The sequence below is a fragment of the Lentzea indica genome (assembly GCF_012184385.1).
In the GTDB taxonomy this organism is placed as follows: domain Bacteria; phylum Actinomycetota; class Actinomycetes; order Mycobacteriales; family Pseudonocardiaceae; genus Lentzea; species Lentzea indica.
Genome location: NZ_VSRL01000091.1, coordinates 17,913 through 31,159, shown reverse-complemented (window position 1 = coordinate 31,159; position 13,247 = coordinate 17,913). Strand labels below are relative to the sequence as shown.

Genomic DNA, 13,247 nt, shown 5'->3' with positions numbered 1-13,247 from the left:
TGGGTCGATGCGCTGTCCCAGTGCGGCCAGGTCGACGAGGCGGTCGCGGCACCTTCGCCGGGCTGTCCGGCTGGGCGTGGGCACAGCGGCGGCGGAAAGCCGGATGAAGCTCGCGTTCGCTCTCGTGCACCAGGGCCGTGCGTCCTCCGCCCTGCGCGAGGTCGATCGGGCGGTCCCTTCGCTCGGTGCTCGTGCTCGCGGACAGCGCGCCGTGATCCTCTACCACCTCGGCCGGCTCGACGACGCGTTCGCCGACTACCAGTCCGCCGAGCGCGCGTTGCGCCGCGGCGGCGACAAGCTCGCGTTGCAACGTCGGCCGTGACCTCGTCGTGGGCATCATCGCCGAGAACCTCGGCTTCGTGGAGAGCCGCCGCGGTGACGTTCCGGCTGCTCTGGCGCATCTGGACCGCGCCGAGCGGATCATCGCCCAGCACGGCGGTCAGCTCGCGCCCGTCCTCCAGGACCGCGCCGAGCTGCTGCTGTCGGTCGGGTTGGTGAGCGAAGCCCGCGACCACGCTTCTCAGGCCGTCACGGCGTTCCGCGACGATGGCCGCCGGCTCAAGGTCCCCGAGACCCGGCTGTTGCTCGCGGACGCCGCTCTGCTGGCCTCCGACTGGCCGCCGCCGGTCAGCACGCTCACGCCGCGCTGGCCCAGTTCACCAGGCAGGGTCGTGATCATCACGCCGCTCTGGCCCGGTCGACGGTGCTCAGGGCGGCGTTGAGCGCCGGGAAGCCGTGCCGGATCAGCGACCCCGATGGCATGGTGGCCGCACTGAGGGGCCGCCCGGCCGCCGTGGTCCAGGCGCACATCGACCTGGCTCTCGTCGCCGAACGCCGAAGACAGCCTGCACGCGCGGTCTCGCATCTGACCATCGCGAGCCAGGCGCGGGTTCGTGGCCCTGCCTCGCTGCGAGCCCGCGGCTGGTACGCGGAAGCCCTGCTGCGCCGGCGCACCAACCCACGTTCCGCCGCGGCAGCCGCACGACGCGGCCTCCGTGTTCTCGACGAGAACCACGCCGCGCTGGGCGCCAGTGATCTCCGCGCTCACTCGGCCATGCACCGCGCGGACCTGGCCTCGCTGGGCCTGCGTGTCGCTCTGGACGCGGGCAGGCCCGCGGACGTCTTCGAATGGTCCGAACGCGGCCGCGCCAGCAGGTTCCTCCACCGCCCTGTCCGCCCACCCGACGACCCGGAACTCGCCTCGCTCCTCCCTCAGTTGCGCGCCACGGCCTCCGAACTCGAACGCGCCCGAGCCGAGGGCCTCCCCACCCTGAAGCTCGAACACCGCCAGGTCGAGCTGGAGCGTCAGATCAAGAACCGCAGCCGTCTGCTCCGAGCGACCACGGACGGCCCAACCGACCCGGTCCGGCCGTCCGAACTGGACCTCGGCGACCGCGTGCTGGTCCAGTTCATCGAGATCGACGGCTCCCTGCTGGCGTTGACCCTCGCGAATGGACGGCTGGACCTGCGCACGGTGGGCTCCGTTCGCGAGATCAGCGATCTGCTCGAACGCGTGCCGTTCGCGTTGCGACACTTGGCGAGGCGGCCACGCCCGGAGATCAGGAACCTGCTGCGCGCCACCGCCGCCAAGCTGGACGATCTCCTCCTGCCGCGGTGCGATCGGCCGCTGGTCGTCGTGCCGACCGGCGTGCTGCACGACGTCCCGTGGTCGACTTTGCCTTCGTGCCAAGGAAAACCGGTCGTCGTCTCACCTTCGGCGACGCTCTGGCACACCGCGGCGAACCGGCCTGCCCGACCGAGGACCTTCGCGGTGGCCAGCGGTCCTGGCCTGCCCGGTGCCGAGGAAGAAGCCGAAGCCGTGGCGGAGATCCACCAGACGTCCAACCCGCACAACGCGACGGTGGACGACGTTCTGAAGGCGCTCGGCACGGCAGGCACCGTGCACCTCGCCGCCCACGGCCGGCTCAACCCGGACAACCCGTTGTTCTCGGCGCTGTCCCTGCACGACGGCCCCCTGGTGGTCCACGACGTCCAGCGCCTCGAACAGGTCCCGGAGACCGTGATCATGGCCGCCTGCGACGTCGGCAGGTCCGTGGTCGTGTCCGGCAACGAACTCCTGGGCCTCGCCGCGACGTTCCTCGAACGCGGCGCCTCGCGGCTGATCGCCTCGGTCGTCCCCGTCCCGGACGCGGAGACCAAGGACCTGATGATCGCGGTGCACCGCCGGTTGCGCGACGGCCGCTCGCCGGCGCTGGCGCTGGCAGAGGCCCAGGAGGAACTGGACCGGCCGAACGGCTTCGTCTGCGTCGGCGCGTAGCTCAGCCGGTGACGGCCTGCGGCCAGCGCCCGCCGGGCAGGTTGGTGTCGCTCATGAGCGCCATGAGCGTCCGCAGCTTGGCGCAGACGTCGACGATCCTCTTGGCACCCTCCGCCATCAGACCCAGGTACTGCTCCGTGAGAGCACCGATCGCTCCGGAGAGCTTCTGGATCGCGTCCTTGATCGTGAGCACCCCCACCGTCTCGCACGTGGCCTCGACGAAAGCAGCGGCGAACGTCGTCGCCATCTTGACCAGCGTGGTCATGTATCCGACGTTGGCGATGGCGATGTCCATGAGGAACTGGCTGACCTCGCCGGCCTTGGTCGCGACGAGCTTGGCAAGCGGCACAGCTGGACGGTAGCGGCGGGCGGCGGTCGAAGGCGCGCGCAAGTGGACGGTTGTTCCGCTGGGCGGTCCCGCCGGAACGGCGACCCTGATCGGGCCGGGTCGCCGCTGCACCTGTCGCGGAAGGCGTTGCGTCCTGTTGCGACAGACGCCCGTGCGTTGTGGGGCGGCGGCCTGCGTTACGACCGAGCGGTGATCTTGGCGAGGGTGAGGACCTCGCCGCGGATGCCCCAGCCGCCGTCGACGACCTCGTCGACGAGGACCATGGTGTTGGCGCGCACGGCGTCGCCGAAGGTCTCGGCGTAGAGGTCGGTGACCTTGCCGACGAGCGTTTCCTTCTGCTCGGCGGTGAGGGTGCCGGCGGGGACCTTCAGGTTGGCGAACGGCATTGCTGCTCCTTCGTTTTCTCGGATGAATCGACTTCGAGCCTGAGGGGAGAACCGGGAAGCAACCAGGCGGCGTTGACCCAGGGGTTGCGGGCCCCTGGCTCACCGCGAGACCGGTCGGCGACACTGGACGGGTGAACCTCGCCGAGCTGGGTCTGTTCCTGCAGTCGCGCCGTGCCCGCATCACGCCCGCGGAGGTCGGGCTGGTCAGCGGGCCGCGGCGGCGGGTGCCGGGGTTGCGGCGGGACGAGGTCGCGCAGCTGGCCGGGGCGTCGGTGGACTACTACATCGAGCTGGAACGCGGTCGTGGTGCGCAGCCGTCGGCGCAGATGCTGGCCGCGCTCGGCAGGGCACTGCGGCTCGACGCCGACGAACACGAGCACCTGTTCCGCCTCGCCGGCAGGCCCGCGCCTCCCGCGCACGTCTCGCACGTGCCGCCGGCCATGCTCGCGCTGCTCGACCGGCTCGCCACCACGCCGGCGCGGATCATCACCGACCTGCACGAAACGCTGGTGCAGAACCGGTTGGCGACGGCGCTGCTCGGTCCGCCCGGCCGTGGAAGTTTTCTGCTGCGCTGGTTCGAGGAGCCGGGCACGCGCGATGTGTATCCGGCGGACGACCATCCGCACCATTCGAAGGTGCTGGTTCAGGACCTGAGGGCGGCCGTGGCGCGGCGCGGGCACGACGAGCCGTCGAGGGAGATGATCGCGAGGTTGCGCGAGGCCAGCGACGAGTTCGCGGCGTTGTGGGACACGGGCGACGTGGCGGTGCGGCGCGGTGAGCGCAAGCGGATCGTCCACGCGGAGCTGGGGGTCGTGGAGATCCACTGCCAGAACCTGTTCAGCGAGGACGGGCGGCAGCGGCTGCAGTTCTTCACGGCCCCGCCCGGCAGTCCAGCGGTCGGGCAGCTGGAACTGCTCGGCGTCATTGGGGTGCAGGACCTCGTCGAACGGCCGGAACCTCGCTCGACGGTCGGCTAGCGGGCGTCGTCGTTGTAGGAACCGCGTTCACAGGCTAACCTCCAAGAAACGGATTCTCTATCCGCTTGAAGGAGCTTGCCTTGACGTGGACATCGGACCAGATCCCCGACCAAACCGGTCGCACCGCCGTGGTGACCGGTGGCGGGAGCGGCCTAGGCCTGATCGTCGCGGCCGGGCTCGCCCAGCGTGGCGCTCGGGTGATCATGGCCGTACGCGACACGGCGAGAGGTGAGGCGGCGCGCGCCGATCTTCAGGGCGACGTGGAGGTCCGGCGGCTGGACCTGCTCGACCTCGACTCGGTCCGTGCTTTCGCGAGCGAGGTGGACGCGGTCGACCTGCTGGTCAACAACGCGGGCGTCGCAGGACAGGCGCACACGCTGAGCCCGCAGGGGCACGGGAGCCACTTCGCGACCAACCACCTCGGCCACTTCGCCCTCACGGGGTTGCTGCTTCCGCGGCTGACCAAGGGAATCGAGCCGCGGGTGGTGACGGTGTCGTCGTACATGTACAGGTACGGGAGGTTCGGCGAGCGCCGTGGCTACTCGCACACCCGCGCCTACGCCGACTCCAAGCTGGCCAACGTTCTCTTCGGCCTGGAACTGCATCGCCGCCTGGAGGCCGCGGGTTCGCCGGTGGGCAGCTACCTCGCCCATCCGGGAATGGCTCGAACTCCGTTGCAGGGCAAGAACAGTTCGAGGCTGCAGGCGGTGCTCGGAACCGCGATGGCGCGGATCGTCGGCCGTTCAGCCGAAGAAGGCGCGCTGCCGTTGCTGTACGCGGCGACAGCGCGGGAGGCGCCGTCCGCGACCATGATCGGTCCAGGTCGACGGGCGGCGCCTGCACAAGAGCCGTTGCGTCCTGTTGCGACAGACCTCGAAGCAGCCCACGCCTTGTGGGAGTTGTCGGAGAGCGCAACTGGCGTGCGTTACTAGCGGGCGAACTGGAACCAGTTCACGTTCGCCAGGTCACCACCCGTGCCACCGGTCGCCACGATGTACAGCCGGTGCACCCCGGTGGCGCCGGAAGCGGCAGCCGTGCGGCTGGTCCACGTCTGCCACCCACCGGTGCTCGCCGCGGACACGGTGGCGATCACCGGACCGGCCGGGCTGTCCAGCCGGTACTGCAGCGTGCCGTTCGCCGTGGAGGCGGACGCGATCCGGGTGGTGACCGAGGTCGGCGGCGTGGCACCGAAATCGACGTCCGCATAAGCCACGTAGTCGCCCGGCGTCAGGTAGCCGACGTTCTGGCCGCAACCCGAGTCGGTGCAGCGCTCGACCTGCGTTCCGCGCTGCTCGTCGTAGTACGAGGCGCCGATCAGCGCGTAGGCGTTCTGCGTGGCCGGGAACTGCGCGCCGAAACCGTGGGCGAACAACGGGGTTTTGCCGTCGCCGACGTTGATCGGCTGCTGGCCGGCGTTCTGCATCCACGTGAACGGCAGCGTGCCGGTCGGGCGGTGGTCGCCGAACAGGACGTCCGCGACACCGTTGCCCTCGGTGCCCGGCAGCCAAGCGGCGACCAAGGCGTGCCAGCCAGGCAACTGGGCCGCGATGTCCAGCGGCCGGCCGGAGACCAGCACCACGACCACCGGCACGCCGGACGCTCGCAAAGTCGACAGCGTCGCCAGGTCCTCGCTGTCGAGGCCCATGCCGCCGGGCCGGTCGCCCACGCCCTCGGTGTACGGGGTCTCACCGATCACGGCGATCGCGGCCTGGTAGGTGCCGTCGATGCCGGTGCCGTTGCGGTTGTACGTCACCGTGGTGGACGTCGACACGGCCGAGCGAATTCCTTGCAGCACAGTGGTTCCCGGCGTAACCGGTCCGCTGCCTCCCTGCCAGGAGATCGTCCAGCCGCCGCTCTGGTAACCGATGTTGTCCGCGCTCTTGCCCGCCACGAACAGCTTGCTCGCGGTCTTGGGCAACGGAAGCACGCCGTTCTGGTTCTTCAGCAGCACCTGGGACTTGCGCACGGCCTCACGCGCGAGTGCGCGGTGCGCCGCGTTGCCGACGGTCGGCGTGTACGAGCGGTCGGACAGCGGCTTCTCGAACAGGCCGAGCTCGAACTTCTTGGTCAGGATGCGGCGGTTGGCGTCGTCGATGCGCGACATCGGCACGCGGCCGGCCTGCACCTCCGCCTTGAGCAACGTGATGAACGAGCGCCACTCGGTCGGCACCATGATCATGTCGAGGCCGGCGTTGATCGAGGCGCGGACCTCGGCGGCGGTGAAGCCGGGCTGGCCGTCGATCTGGTCGATGGCGTTCCAGTCCGACACGACCAGGCCGCTGAAGCCCAGCTCGTTCTTCAGCACGTCGGTGATCAGGTACTTGTGGCCGTGCAGCTTCGTGCCGTTCCAGCTGCTGTAGGTGATCATCACCGAGCCGACGCCGCGCGCGATGGCCTCGCGGAACGGCGGCAGGTGGATCGCGCGCAACTCGGCCTCACTGAGCTGGGTGTCGCCCTGGTCGTCGCCGCCGGTCGTGCCGCCGTCGCCGAGGTAGTGCTTGGCCGTGGCGAGAACTGAGCCGGGATCGGACAGCTTCGCGCCCTGCAGGCCGGTGATCATCGTGGTCATCGACGTCGCGTTCTCGGGCGTCTCACCGAACGACTCGTAGGTGCGGCCCCAACGGTCGTTGCGCGCGACGCACAGGCACGGCGCGAAGTCCCAGTCGATACCCGTGCCCGACACCTCTTCCGCCGTAGCGCGGCCGATCCGCTGCACCAGCGCCGGGTCACGGGTCGCGCCGAGGCCGATGTTGTGCGGGAAGATCGTGGCGCCGACGACGTTGTTGTGCCCGTGCACGGCATCCACGCCGTAGATCATGGGAATGCCCAGTGGCGTGGCCAGCGCCGCCTGCTGGAAGTTGTCGTACATGTTCGCCCACGACCCGGCGTTGTTCGGGGAGGGCGCGGAACCGCCGCCGGACAGCAGCGAGCCGATCCGGAAGTTCGTCAGGTCGGCGTTGCTGACCGCGTTGCGCTCGGCCTGCGTCATCTGCCCGACCTTCTCGTCGAGCGACATCCGGCCGAGCAGATCCGCGACGCGCGCCGGGATCGGCTGAGTCGGGTCCTTGTAGATCGGGTCGGCTGCGGCGGCGGTACCGGTGGGAACTGCGGCCGTCAGCAGGAGCACGGCCGCGAGGAACTTTCTCATGAGGCAGACCTCCGGGGGACGAGGTCCTGTTTACCTTGCGGCACAACAGGGTTAACTGAGCGTAAGCCCTGCTCGCAAAGTGGTATAGACCATCGGGGAACCGGAACGAGGACCGGTTCCCCGAGGCTTCAACGACACCAGGACTGCACGGTCTCCTCGAAGTCCGGGAACTCCGCACGGGCGGCAGCCAGCACCTCCGCGGGCGTGCGCGGCTCGATGCCGGAGTACTTCTCGGCGACGGCACGAAGTTCCTCGTGCGGCACACCGCTGTCCGACCCGAACTGCACGGCTTCCAGCGGCCCGACGCCACCGGCGAGCAGCCACAGGAACTCGCCCAGGCTGCAAGCGACGACCCCGACCTCGCCCTCGGATCCGAAGAACGCCACCGGCTGCTCGGCCAATGGTCCCGGCCGCACCAGCCACAACGTGGCCAGGCCACCGGTGCCGTCCTGCCCGAACACCCGGAACGCGTTGCCGTCGAGCTCCTTGTTGCCGGTCCAGGCCCTGACCCAGTCGGTCGTCTCCTCGGCGGACTCGAACTCGTCGTACGGCTCGTAGTCGATGTTGCTCGGCGCCGGGGTCTCGGTCTTCTCGTCGTAGTCCCAGGGGAACTCGATGCCGCTCAACGCGGCCAGCGCGGCAGGAAAAGCGCGGTCGTCAGTGATCTCCACGCGCGCACGGTACAGACCGGCGGTTCTCGAGCGCATCGAGGAGGAGGTCGAGCCCGTAGCCGAACTCGTCGGCGGGGGAGTAGCCCGGCCGCAGGGCGTGCTCGACCACTTCCCTGATGTACGGCAACTCGTCCGCGCGAGCCAGGATGTCGCCACCGACCACGTCCAGGTCGGTCGGCATGCTCGCCTCCTGAATGACGAACCCGTTGACATAACTGTCGATGAGCGAAATGGCGTGCACGGCCATCGCCACCGAGAACCCAGCCTCTCGCAGTACACCGAGAACGGCGTTGTGGTGCCTCAACGTCGTGAGGCCGGGGTTGCGTCGTGAGTCCATGAGCGCGAGAGCCCAACTGTGCCGCGACAGCACCGCACGTGCGGAGGCAGCACGAGCACGGATCACGTCACGCCAGTCGGCGCATCCCGTAGGCGGCAGGTCGATCGCGGCGAACACCGCGTCCACCACGCCGTCGAGGATCGCGTCCTTGTTCGGCACGTGGTGGTAGAGCGACATCGCCTCGACGTTCAGCTCCTGCGCCACCCGCCGCATCGAGATCGCCTCAAGACCGCCGCGGTCCGCGACCCGGATCGCGGCCTCCAGCACCCGGTCCCTGGTCAGTGATTGCCGTGCCACGTTGACGAACCTTACACTCGTAAGGCAGCCTTACAGGTGTAAGGGAGGAGATCGAGATGCCGATGCCCGGATGGTGGGGACACATCAACAAGCGGGTGTTCAACCCGCGTGCGATCGCGAGCGGGAAGTACCCGGTGCTGACCCACGTCGGCCGGACGTCCGGCACGACGTACCGCACGCCGATGGACGCGCACCCTGTCGACGGCGGCTACCTGTTCGTCCTGGTCTACGGGTCGGGCTCGGACTGGGCGCGCAACGTTCTGGCGGCGGGACGCGCACAGCTGAGGATCGGCGGCGAAGACCTCGAACTGACCGCGCCGCGCCTGGTCGGGCAGGAGGAGGCGTTCTCGGCGCTCGCCGACGACGTCAAGCGCCCGCCGAAGGCGTTGCGCATCACCGAGTTCCTGCGGATGGACCTCGCCGCGGTGTGATGGCTGAGCTCAGAGCACCAGCTTCTGGTACTGCTCGCGATCCATGTCGTACACCTCGAGGGTGAGCTGGGTGGTGAGCCCGTCCACCGGCTTGAGGTGGTCGCGCGCGATCCCGATGCCCACGCGTCCCACCTCCTGCTTGAGCTCGGCAGGCCGCCCGGACAGCAACCCGATCCGGACGTGGATCATCGCCGTCGGCGACCCGTCCCCGATCACGCACTCCTCGATCTGCCGGAACCGCGTCTTGAACGCGGCCACGTCCGAGCCGACCAGCGGGGACACGGCCTGGTGCAGCGCGAGGGCGAAGGCGCGGCGGTCGAACGCCTCGCTCACCTCGGCGGAGTACTCGACGGTGATCTGTGGCATGGGCTCACGCTACCGGCGCGGCGAGCACCTCTGAACGTCAACGTATCGATTGACGCCACTGAACGTCAACCGATACGTTGACGAGGTGAGAGAGGAAAGCGAGTCGTTGAGCGCGCTGCGGATGATGCCCTGGGCCAGGGAGTCGGTGGACAGGGCGGAACGAGTGCTGATCGAGTCCGTCATGGACAGCGGCTGGACGTGGGAACAGCTGGGCGCGGAATATGGTGAACGCTCCAAGCAGGCCATGCAGCAGCACTACAAGCGACGCGGCGGGCAACGGAGCTGGTCGGCCGCGAAACGCTCGGACGCCGAACCGCCGGACGTGGAGGCGGTCAGGTACGCGATCACGCGTCTGCTGTCGAACTTCCGTGCCACTGACGAGGCGCTGACCCGCTCGATGCGCGACGCCTCCTGGAACGAGAAGGACCCGGAGACGGAAGCCAAGCGGCGCCGGTCCTGGGTGGAGCGCCTGAACGACAGCATGGACGGGCTGCACGACTTCATCAACAACAGGATGGGACACCTTCCCCGGTGGGACGTGCGGCTGGTGCCGGGCGACCGCACGGAACTCCACGACGACCACGCCGAGGTCGACCGCGACAAGGTCGAGGAGTGGAGTTCCGAGATCGAGAAGGCCATCGAACGACTTCAGCGGCACCGCGACGAGGTCGACGCGACGATCAACGAGCTGAAGCGCCGCCAAGCCGAGCTCCGCTCCACCCGGTGAGCAGGGCGGCTCCCACCCGGTCTGGCACCGCCCTGCCGGTTCTGGTCATTCCCCGTGCGGATCCGAGGCGTTGAGGGCGGCGACGACCTGGTCGTAGTCGCCGCGAGCCTCGCCGTAGCGCAGGAACTTCACGCGCTCGACCTGGATCTCGTGAGCGTCGGGCTGGGTCTCGATGATGCTCATGACCTCGGAGATGTATTCGTCGAGCGGCATGGCGTGGTCGTTGTCCGCCTGGCCGGGCAGCAGGTCCGTCTGCACCGACGGCGGCTCCAGCTCCACGATCCGGACCGACGTATCTGCCAGTTGCAGGCGCAGCGACTCGCTGAGCATGTGGATGGCGGCCTTGGACGCGTTGTAGCTCGGCGTCACCTTCAACGGCGCGAAGGCGAGGCCGGAGGAGACGGTCATGATCGTGGCGTCCTGCCGGGTCTGGAGGTGCTCGACGAACGCGGCGATCAGGCGGATCGGGCCGAGGACGTTGGTGGTCACGGTGCGCTCGGCCGACTCCAGGAACGACTCGGGGCGGAGCCAGTTCTCCACCCGCATGACGCCCGCCATGGTGATCAGCACGTTGAGCTCGGGGAAGCGGGACAGGACGTCCTTGGCGGCCGCCTGGATGCTGTCGGGGTCGGCGGTGTCGACGCGGACCGTCCCGACACCGGGGTGTTCAAGAGCGATCTTCTCGAGCAGCTCGGTGCGCCGGCCACCGATGATCACGGTGTTGCCGCGCTCCCGCAGGGCGAGGGCGAGCGCCAGGCCGATGCCGCTGGTGGCGCCGGGGATGAAGACGGTGTTTCCGGTGATGTCCATGCAACGAGGTTCTGGCAACCCCGCCGGGCGCGGCAGAGACCGCTCATCGGGGGATCGGCGATCCCTGGTTCAGCGCGGCACACCACGGATACTGGGGTCATGGATCGTGTGGAACTCGCGGCCTTCCTGCGCCGTCGCCGGGAGGAGCTCCTGCCGGAGGACGTCGGCCTGCCGGGGGGCGCGCGCAGGAGGGCACCGGGGCTGCGGCGCGAAGAGGTCGCGTCACTGGCTGCGATGTCCACGGACTACTACACGCGCCTTGAGCAGCAACGAGGTCCGCAGCCGAGCGAGCAGATGCTGGCCGCGCTGGCCCGCGCGTTGAGACTGAGCGACGACGAGCGCGACTACCTGTTCGTGGTCGCCGGTCGCAACGCCCCCTCGCCCCAGATCACCGGCACGCACGTCGCGCCGGCGTTGCGACGGGTGTTGGACCGGCTGAACGACACGCCCGCGCTGATCCTGTCCAACCTCGGCGAGATCCTCGTGCAGAACAGGTTCGCCGAGGCCCTCTACGGCGACACCTCGCGCTTCACCGGCCTGGCGCGCAGCGGGATCTACCGCTGGTTCACCGACCCCGGCGAGCGCCTGGTCTACCCCGAGCACGACCGCGACCGGCAGAGCCGCGCCCAGGTGGCGAACCTGCGCGCCGCCTACGCCACGATGGGCCCGCGCTCACGGGCCGGTGAGCTCGTTCGCGTGCTGCAACGGGAAAGCGCCGAGTTCGCGGAGATCTGGGACCGGCACGAGGTCGCGAAACGGTTCGAGGACCACAAGGTGCTCGTCCACCCGCAGCTCGGTGAGATCGAGGTGGACTGCCAGGCCTTGTTCACCGAGGACCAGTCGCAGATGCTGCTGGTGCTCACCGCGCCGCCGCGCACGGAGGCGTTCGACAAGCTGCAGCTGCTCGGCGTGCTGGGCACGGAGAAGTTCGTCAGCTGAGCTTCAGGATCGTCTCCTCGATCTCCTCCTTCCGCGCTGTCGCATAGGAGATCTCGGTGCCGACGACCTCGAAGCCCGCCTTGGTCAGCACCCGCATCGAGCCCGCGTTGTCGCTGGCGACGCGGGCGTGCATCGGCCGAACGGTCACGAGGTCGAGCAACAACGCCACCGCCCGCCCGGCCACGCCCTGACCCCAGACCGCGCGGTCGACCCAGTAGGTGATCTCGGTATCACCCTCCATCACGAAGCTGGCGATGCTGCCCACGACCCGCCCGTCGCCGACGATCACCCGGTTCGTGGCCTCCGGATTGGCCAGCACCTTGCGCATGTGGGCGTCGAACGCGTCGCGGTCGTCGGGATCCTCCGCGGTGAACGCCGCCATCCGCACCGACTCCGGATCGCGCATGAACTCGAACAACGTGTCGAGGTCGGTGTCCTCGACGAGGCGCAGGGTCACTTCGCGGATCATCGAGCCAGCCTATCGGCGAGCCAAGCCAGTGAGAGCGGGTATCGGTAGTCGATCCCGCCGTGACCCGCGTCGAAGAGCTCGAAGTGCACGCGCTCGTCGGGAAGCCCTGCCTGCGCGATCTCGGCCCGGAACGCCTCCGCGCCGAGATCGAGGAAGTACTCGTCGCTGCGGCCCGCGTCGATCCACACCGCCCGCAACGAGCGCACCGCCTCGGCATGCCCCGGCACCATGCGCACCGGGTCCCAGTCGAGCCAGCGCTGCCAGACCTGCGGCAGCGGCGCTCCGGTCACCGGGTGGAACGGCAGCTCCGGCGTGCCGTCCTCGGCGGCCGAGAAGCACGCCGCCACACCGAGAATCCCGAGCAGTTCCATGTCCTCCGGCTTGGTGAAGGCGGTCCGGCTCCGGAAGTCCGCCCACCACTTCTGGATGTCGTGGTCGTAGTCGCGCAGCGCACGCGCGGCCTTGCCGAAGTCCGCGAGGTAGCAGAATTCGTAGAGCGAGTCGCCCGCGTGCGTGGCCAGCGCGCCGAACAAGTCAGGCCGCAGCATCGGCGTGATCATCGCCCCGAACCCGCCCGACGACTTGCCCGCGATCGCACGGGACTCGCGGTCCGGGATCGTGCGGTAGTGCTCGTCCACCCACGGCACGATCTCGTCGCACAGGTACGAGTGGTAGCGGCCGGTGCCGGGAGAATCGACGAACTGCGAACCGCCGTACGAGGTCCAGGCGTCGACGTACACGACCACGCAGCCCGGCGTGCCGTTGGCGAACACCGCGTCGGCCGTCTCGACGAACGGCTGGCGGAACGGCATCCGGTTGGCCCACATGCTCACGTGCCCGGTGTAGCCCTGGATGACGTACACGGTGGGGTAGCGCTCGTCGCTGTCGTCGTAGCCCGGCGGGACGTACACCCACAACGGCCGCTCGTGCGGGTCGCCGAGCGGGTTGTCGCGCAGCAGCTCGGAAACGACGGTGTGCCGGTCGAGCCGGCCGGTGAGTGAGCCTTCCCAGGGGAGCATGATCCCAGTCAACCACAGTGGACCAGCCGGTCCAGAAAAAGTA

17 protein-coding genes and 1 pseudogene are annotated in these 13,247 nt (G+C 69.2%); 8 read left to right on the top strand and 10 right to left on the bottom strand.

What is annotated here, in order from left to right; all coding sequences use genetic code 11:
- The 3 genes from FXN61_RS24310 to FXN61_RS24300 all read left to right on the top strand — a co-directional run.
- On the top strand, positions 1 to 322 hold a 322-nt coding region (locus FXN61_RS24310), incomplete at its 5' end, for a hypothetical protein (protein WP_376770718.1).
- Between the two features lie 7 nt (positions 323 to 329).
- Positions 330 to 722: a tetratricopeptide repeat protein gene (locus FXN61_RS24305; protein ID WP_167976352.1), complete on the top strand. Its 393-nt coding sequence runs from the start codon at positions 330 to 332 to the stop codon at positions 720 to 722.
- On the top strand, positions 719 to 2,278 hold the full coding sequence (locus tag FXN61_RS24300; RefSeq protein WP_167976351.1) for a CHAT domain-containing protein: 1,560 nt from the start codon (positions 719 to 721) through the stop codon (positions 2,276 to 2,278). The genes FXN61_RS24305 and FXN61_RS24300 overlap by 4 nt, the downstream gene beginning before the upstream one ends.
- Position 2,279: 1 nt before the next feature.
- Here FXN61_RS24300 and FXN61_RS24295 read toward each other — a convergent pair whose 3' ends face one another.
- A complete protein-coding gene (locus tag FXN61_RS24295; RefSeq protein ID WP_167976350.1) occupies positions 2,280 to 2,627 on the bottom strand; it encodes a hypothetical protein in 348 nt (115 codons plus the stop codon).
- A 176-nt stretch (positions 2,628 to 2,803) separates the two neighbouring features.
- A complete protein-coding gene (locus tag FXN61_RS24290) occupies positions 2,804 to 3,013 on the bottom strand; it encodes a tautomerase family protein (RefSeq protein ID WP_167976349.1) in 210 nt (69 codons plus the stop codon).
- 131 nt (positions 3,014 to 3,144) lie between these two features.
- Here FXN61_RS24290 and FXN61_RS24285 point away from each other — a divergent pair, with 131 nt between their 5' ends.
- Both FXN61_RS24285 and FXN61_RS24280 read left to right on the top strand, forming a co-directional pair.
- Entirely contained in the window at positions 3,145 to 3,990 is an 846-nt protein-coding gene (locus tag FXN61_RS24285; protein ID WP_167976348.1) for a helix-turn-helix domain-containing protein, read from the top strand.
- An 80-nt stretch (positions 3,991 to 4,070) separates the two neighbouring features.
- A complete protein-coding gene (locus FXN61_RS24280) occupies positions 4,071 to 4,922 on the top strand; it encodes an SDR family NAD(P)-dependent oxidoreductase (protein ID WP_167976347.1) in 852 nt (283 codons plus the stop codon).
- On the opposite strand, the gene FXN61_RS52565 is transcribed toward FXN61_RS24280, so the two are convergent.
- The 4 genes and pseudogenes from FXN61_RS52565 to FXN61_RS24265 form a co-directional block, all read right to left on the bottom strand.
- Complete coding sequence (locus FXN61_RS52565; protein WP_312877962.1) at positions 4,919 to 5,305, bottom strand: carbohydrate-binding protein; 387 nt, start codon at positions 5,303 to 5,305, stop codon at positions 4,919 to 4,921. The genes FXN61_RS24280 and FXN61_RS52565 overlap by 4 nt on opposite strands.
- 27 nt (positions 5,306 to 5,332) lie before the next feature.
- A pseudogene (locus tag FXN61_RS24275) lies at positions 5,333 to 7,138 on the bottom strand (glycoside hydrolase family 3 protein); the annotation flags it as partial.
- A gap of 128 nt (positions 7,139 to 7,266) precedes the next feature.
- A complete protein-coding gene (locus FXN61_RS24270) occupies positions 7,267 to 7,809 on the bottom strand; it encodes an SMI1/KNR4 family protein (protein WP_223165571.1) in 543 nt (180 codons plus the stop codon).
- On the bottom strand, positions 7,796 to 8,443 hold the full coding sequence (locus FXN61_RS24265; RefSeq protein WP_312877960.1) for a TetR/AcrR family transcriptional regulator: 648 nt from the start codon (positions 8,441 to 8,443) through the stop codon (positions 7,796 to 7,798). The genes FXN61_RS24270 and FXN61_RS24265 overlap by 14 nt, the downstream gene beginning before the upstream one ends.
- Positions 8,444 to 8,499: 56 nt before the next feature.
- Between FXN61_RS24265 and FXN61_RS24260 the strand changes: the two genes are divergently transcribed.
- Positions 8,500 to 8,874 carry a nitroreductase family deazaflavin-dependent oxidoreductase gene (locus FXN61_RS24260; RefSeq protein ID WP_167976344.1) on the top strand — a complete coding sequence of 125 codons (375 nt, stop codon included), beginning with the start codon at positions 8,500 to 8,502 and terminating at the stop codon, positions 8,872 to 8,874.
- A gap of 9 nt (positions 8,875 to 8,883) precedes the next feature.
- Here the strand turns inward: FXN61_RS24260 and FXN61_RS24255 are convergent, their stop codons facing one another.
- Complete coding sequence (locus tag FXN61_RS24255; protein WP_167976343.1) at positions 8,884 to 9,240, bottom strand: 5-carboxymethyl-2-hydroxymuconate Delta-isomerase; 357 nt, start codon at positions 9,238 to 9,240, stop codon at positions 8,884 to 8,886.
- An 85-nt stretch (positions 9,241 to 9,325) separates the two neighbouring features.
- Here FXN61_RS24255 and FXN61_RS24250 point away from each other — a divergent pair, with 85 nt between their 5' ends.
- Positions 9,326 to 9,967 carry a hypothetical protein gene (locus FXN61_RS24250; protein ID WP_167976342.1) on the top strand — a complete coding sequence of 214 codons (642 nt, stop codon included), beginning with the start codon at positions 9,326 to 9,328 and terminating at the stop codon, positions 9,965 to 9,967.
- Positions 9,968 to 10,012: 45 nt separating this feature from the next.
- Here FXN61_RS24250 and FXN61_RS24245 read toward each other — a convergent pair whose 3' ends face one another.
- Positions 10,013 to 10,777, bottom strand: a complete 765-nt coding sequence (locus tag FXN61_RS24245) for an SDR family oxidoreductase (RefSeq protein ID WP_167976341.1) — start codon at positions 10,775 to 10,777, stop codon at positions 10,013 to 10,015.
- 99 nt (positions 10,778 to 10,876) lie between these two features.
- On the opposite strand from FXN61_RS24245, the gene FXN61_RS24240 reads away from it, so the two are divergent.
- Positions 10,877 to 11,716 carry a helix-turn-helix transcriptional regulator gene (locus tag FXN61_RS24240; protein WP_167976340.1) on the top strand — a complete coding sequence of 280 codons (840 nt, stop codon included), beginning with the start codon at positions 10,877 to 10,879 and terminating at the stop codon, positions 11,714 to 11,716.
- On the opposite strand, the gene FXN61_RS24235 is transcribed toward FXN61_RS24240, so the two are convergent.
- Positions 11,709 to 12,185, bottom strand: a complete 477-nt coding sequence (locus FXN61_RS24235; RefSeq protein WP_188135422.1) for a GNAT family N-acetyltransferase — start codon at positions 12,183 to 12,185, stop codon at positions 11,709 to 11,711. The genes FXN61_RS24240 and FXN61_RS24235 overlap by 8 nt on opposite strands.
- A complete protein-coding gene (locus tag FXN61_RS24230) occupies positions 12,182 to 13,204 on the bottom strand; it encodes an alpha/beta hydrolase (RefSeq protein ID WP_167976339.1) in 1,023 nt (340 codons plus the stop codon). The genes FXN61_RS24235 and FXN61_RS24230 overlap by 4 nt, the downstream gene beginning before the upstream one ends.
- Positions 13,205 to 13,247 lie beyond the last annotated feature (43 nt).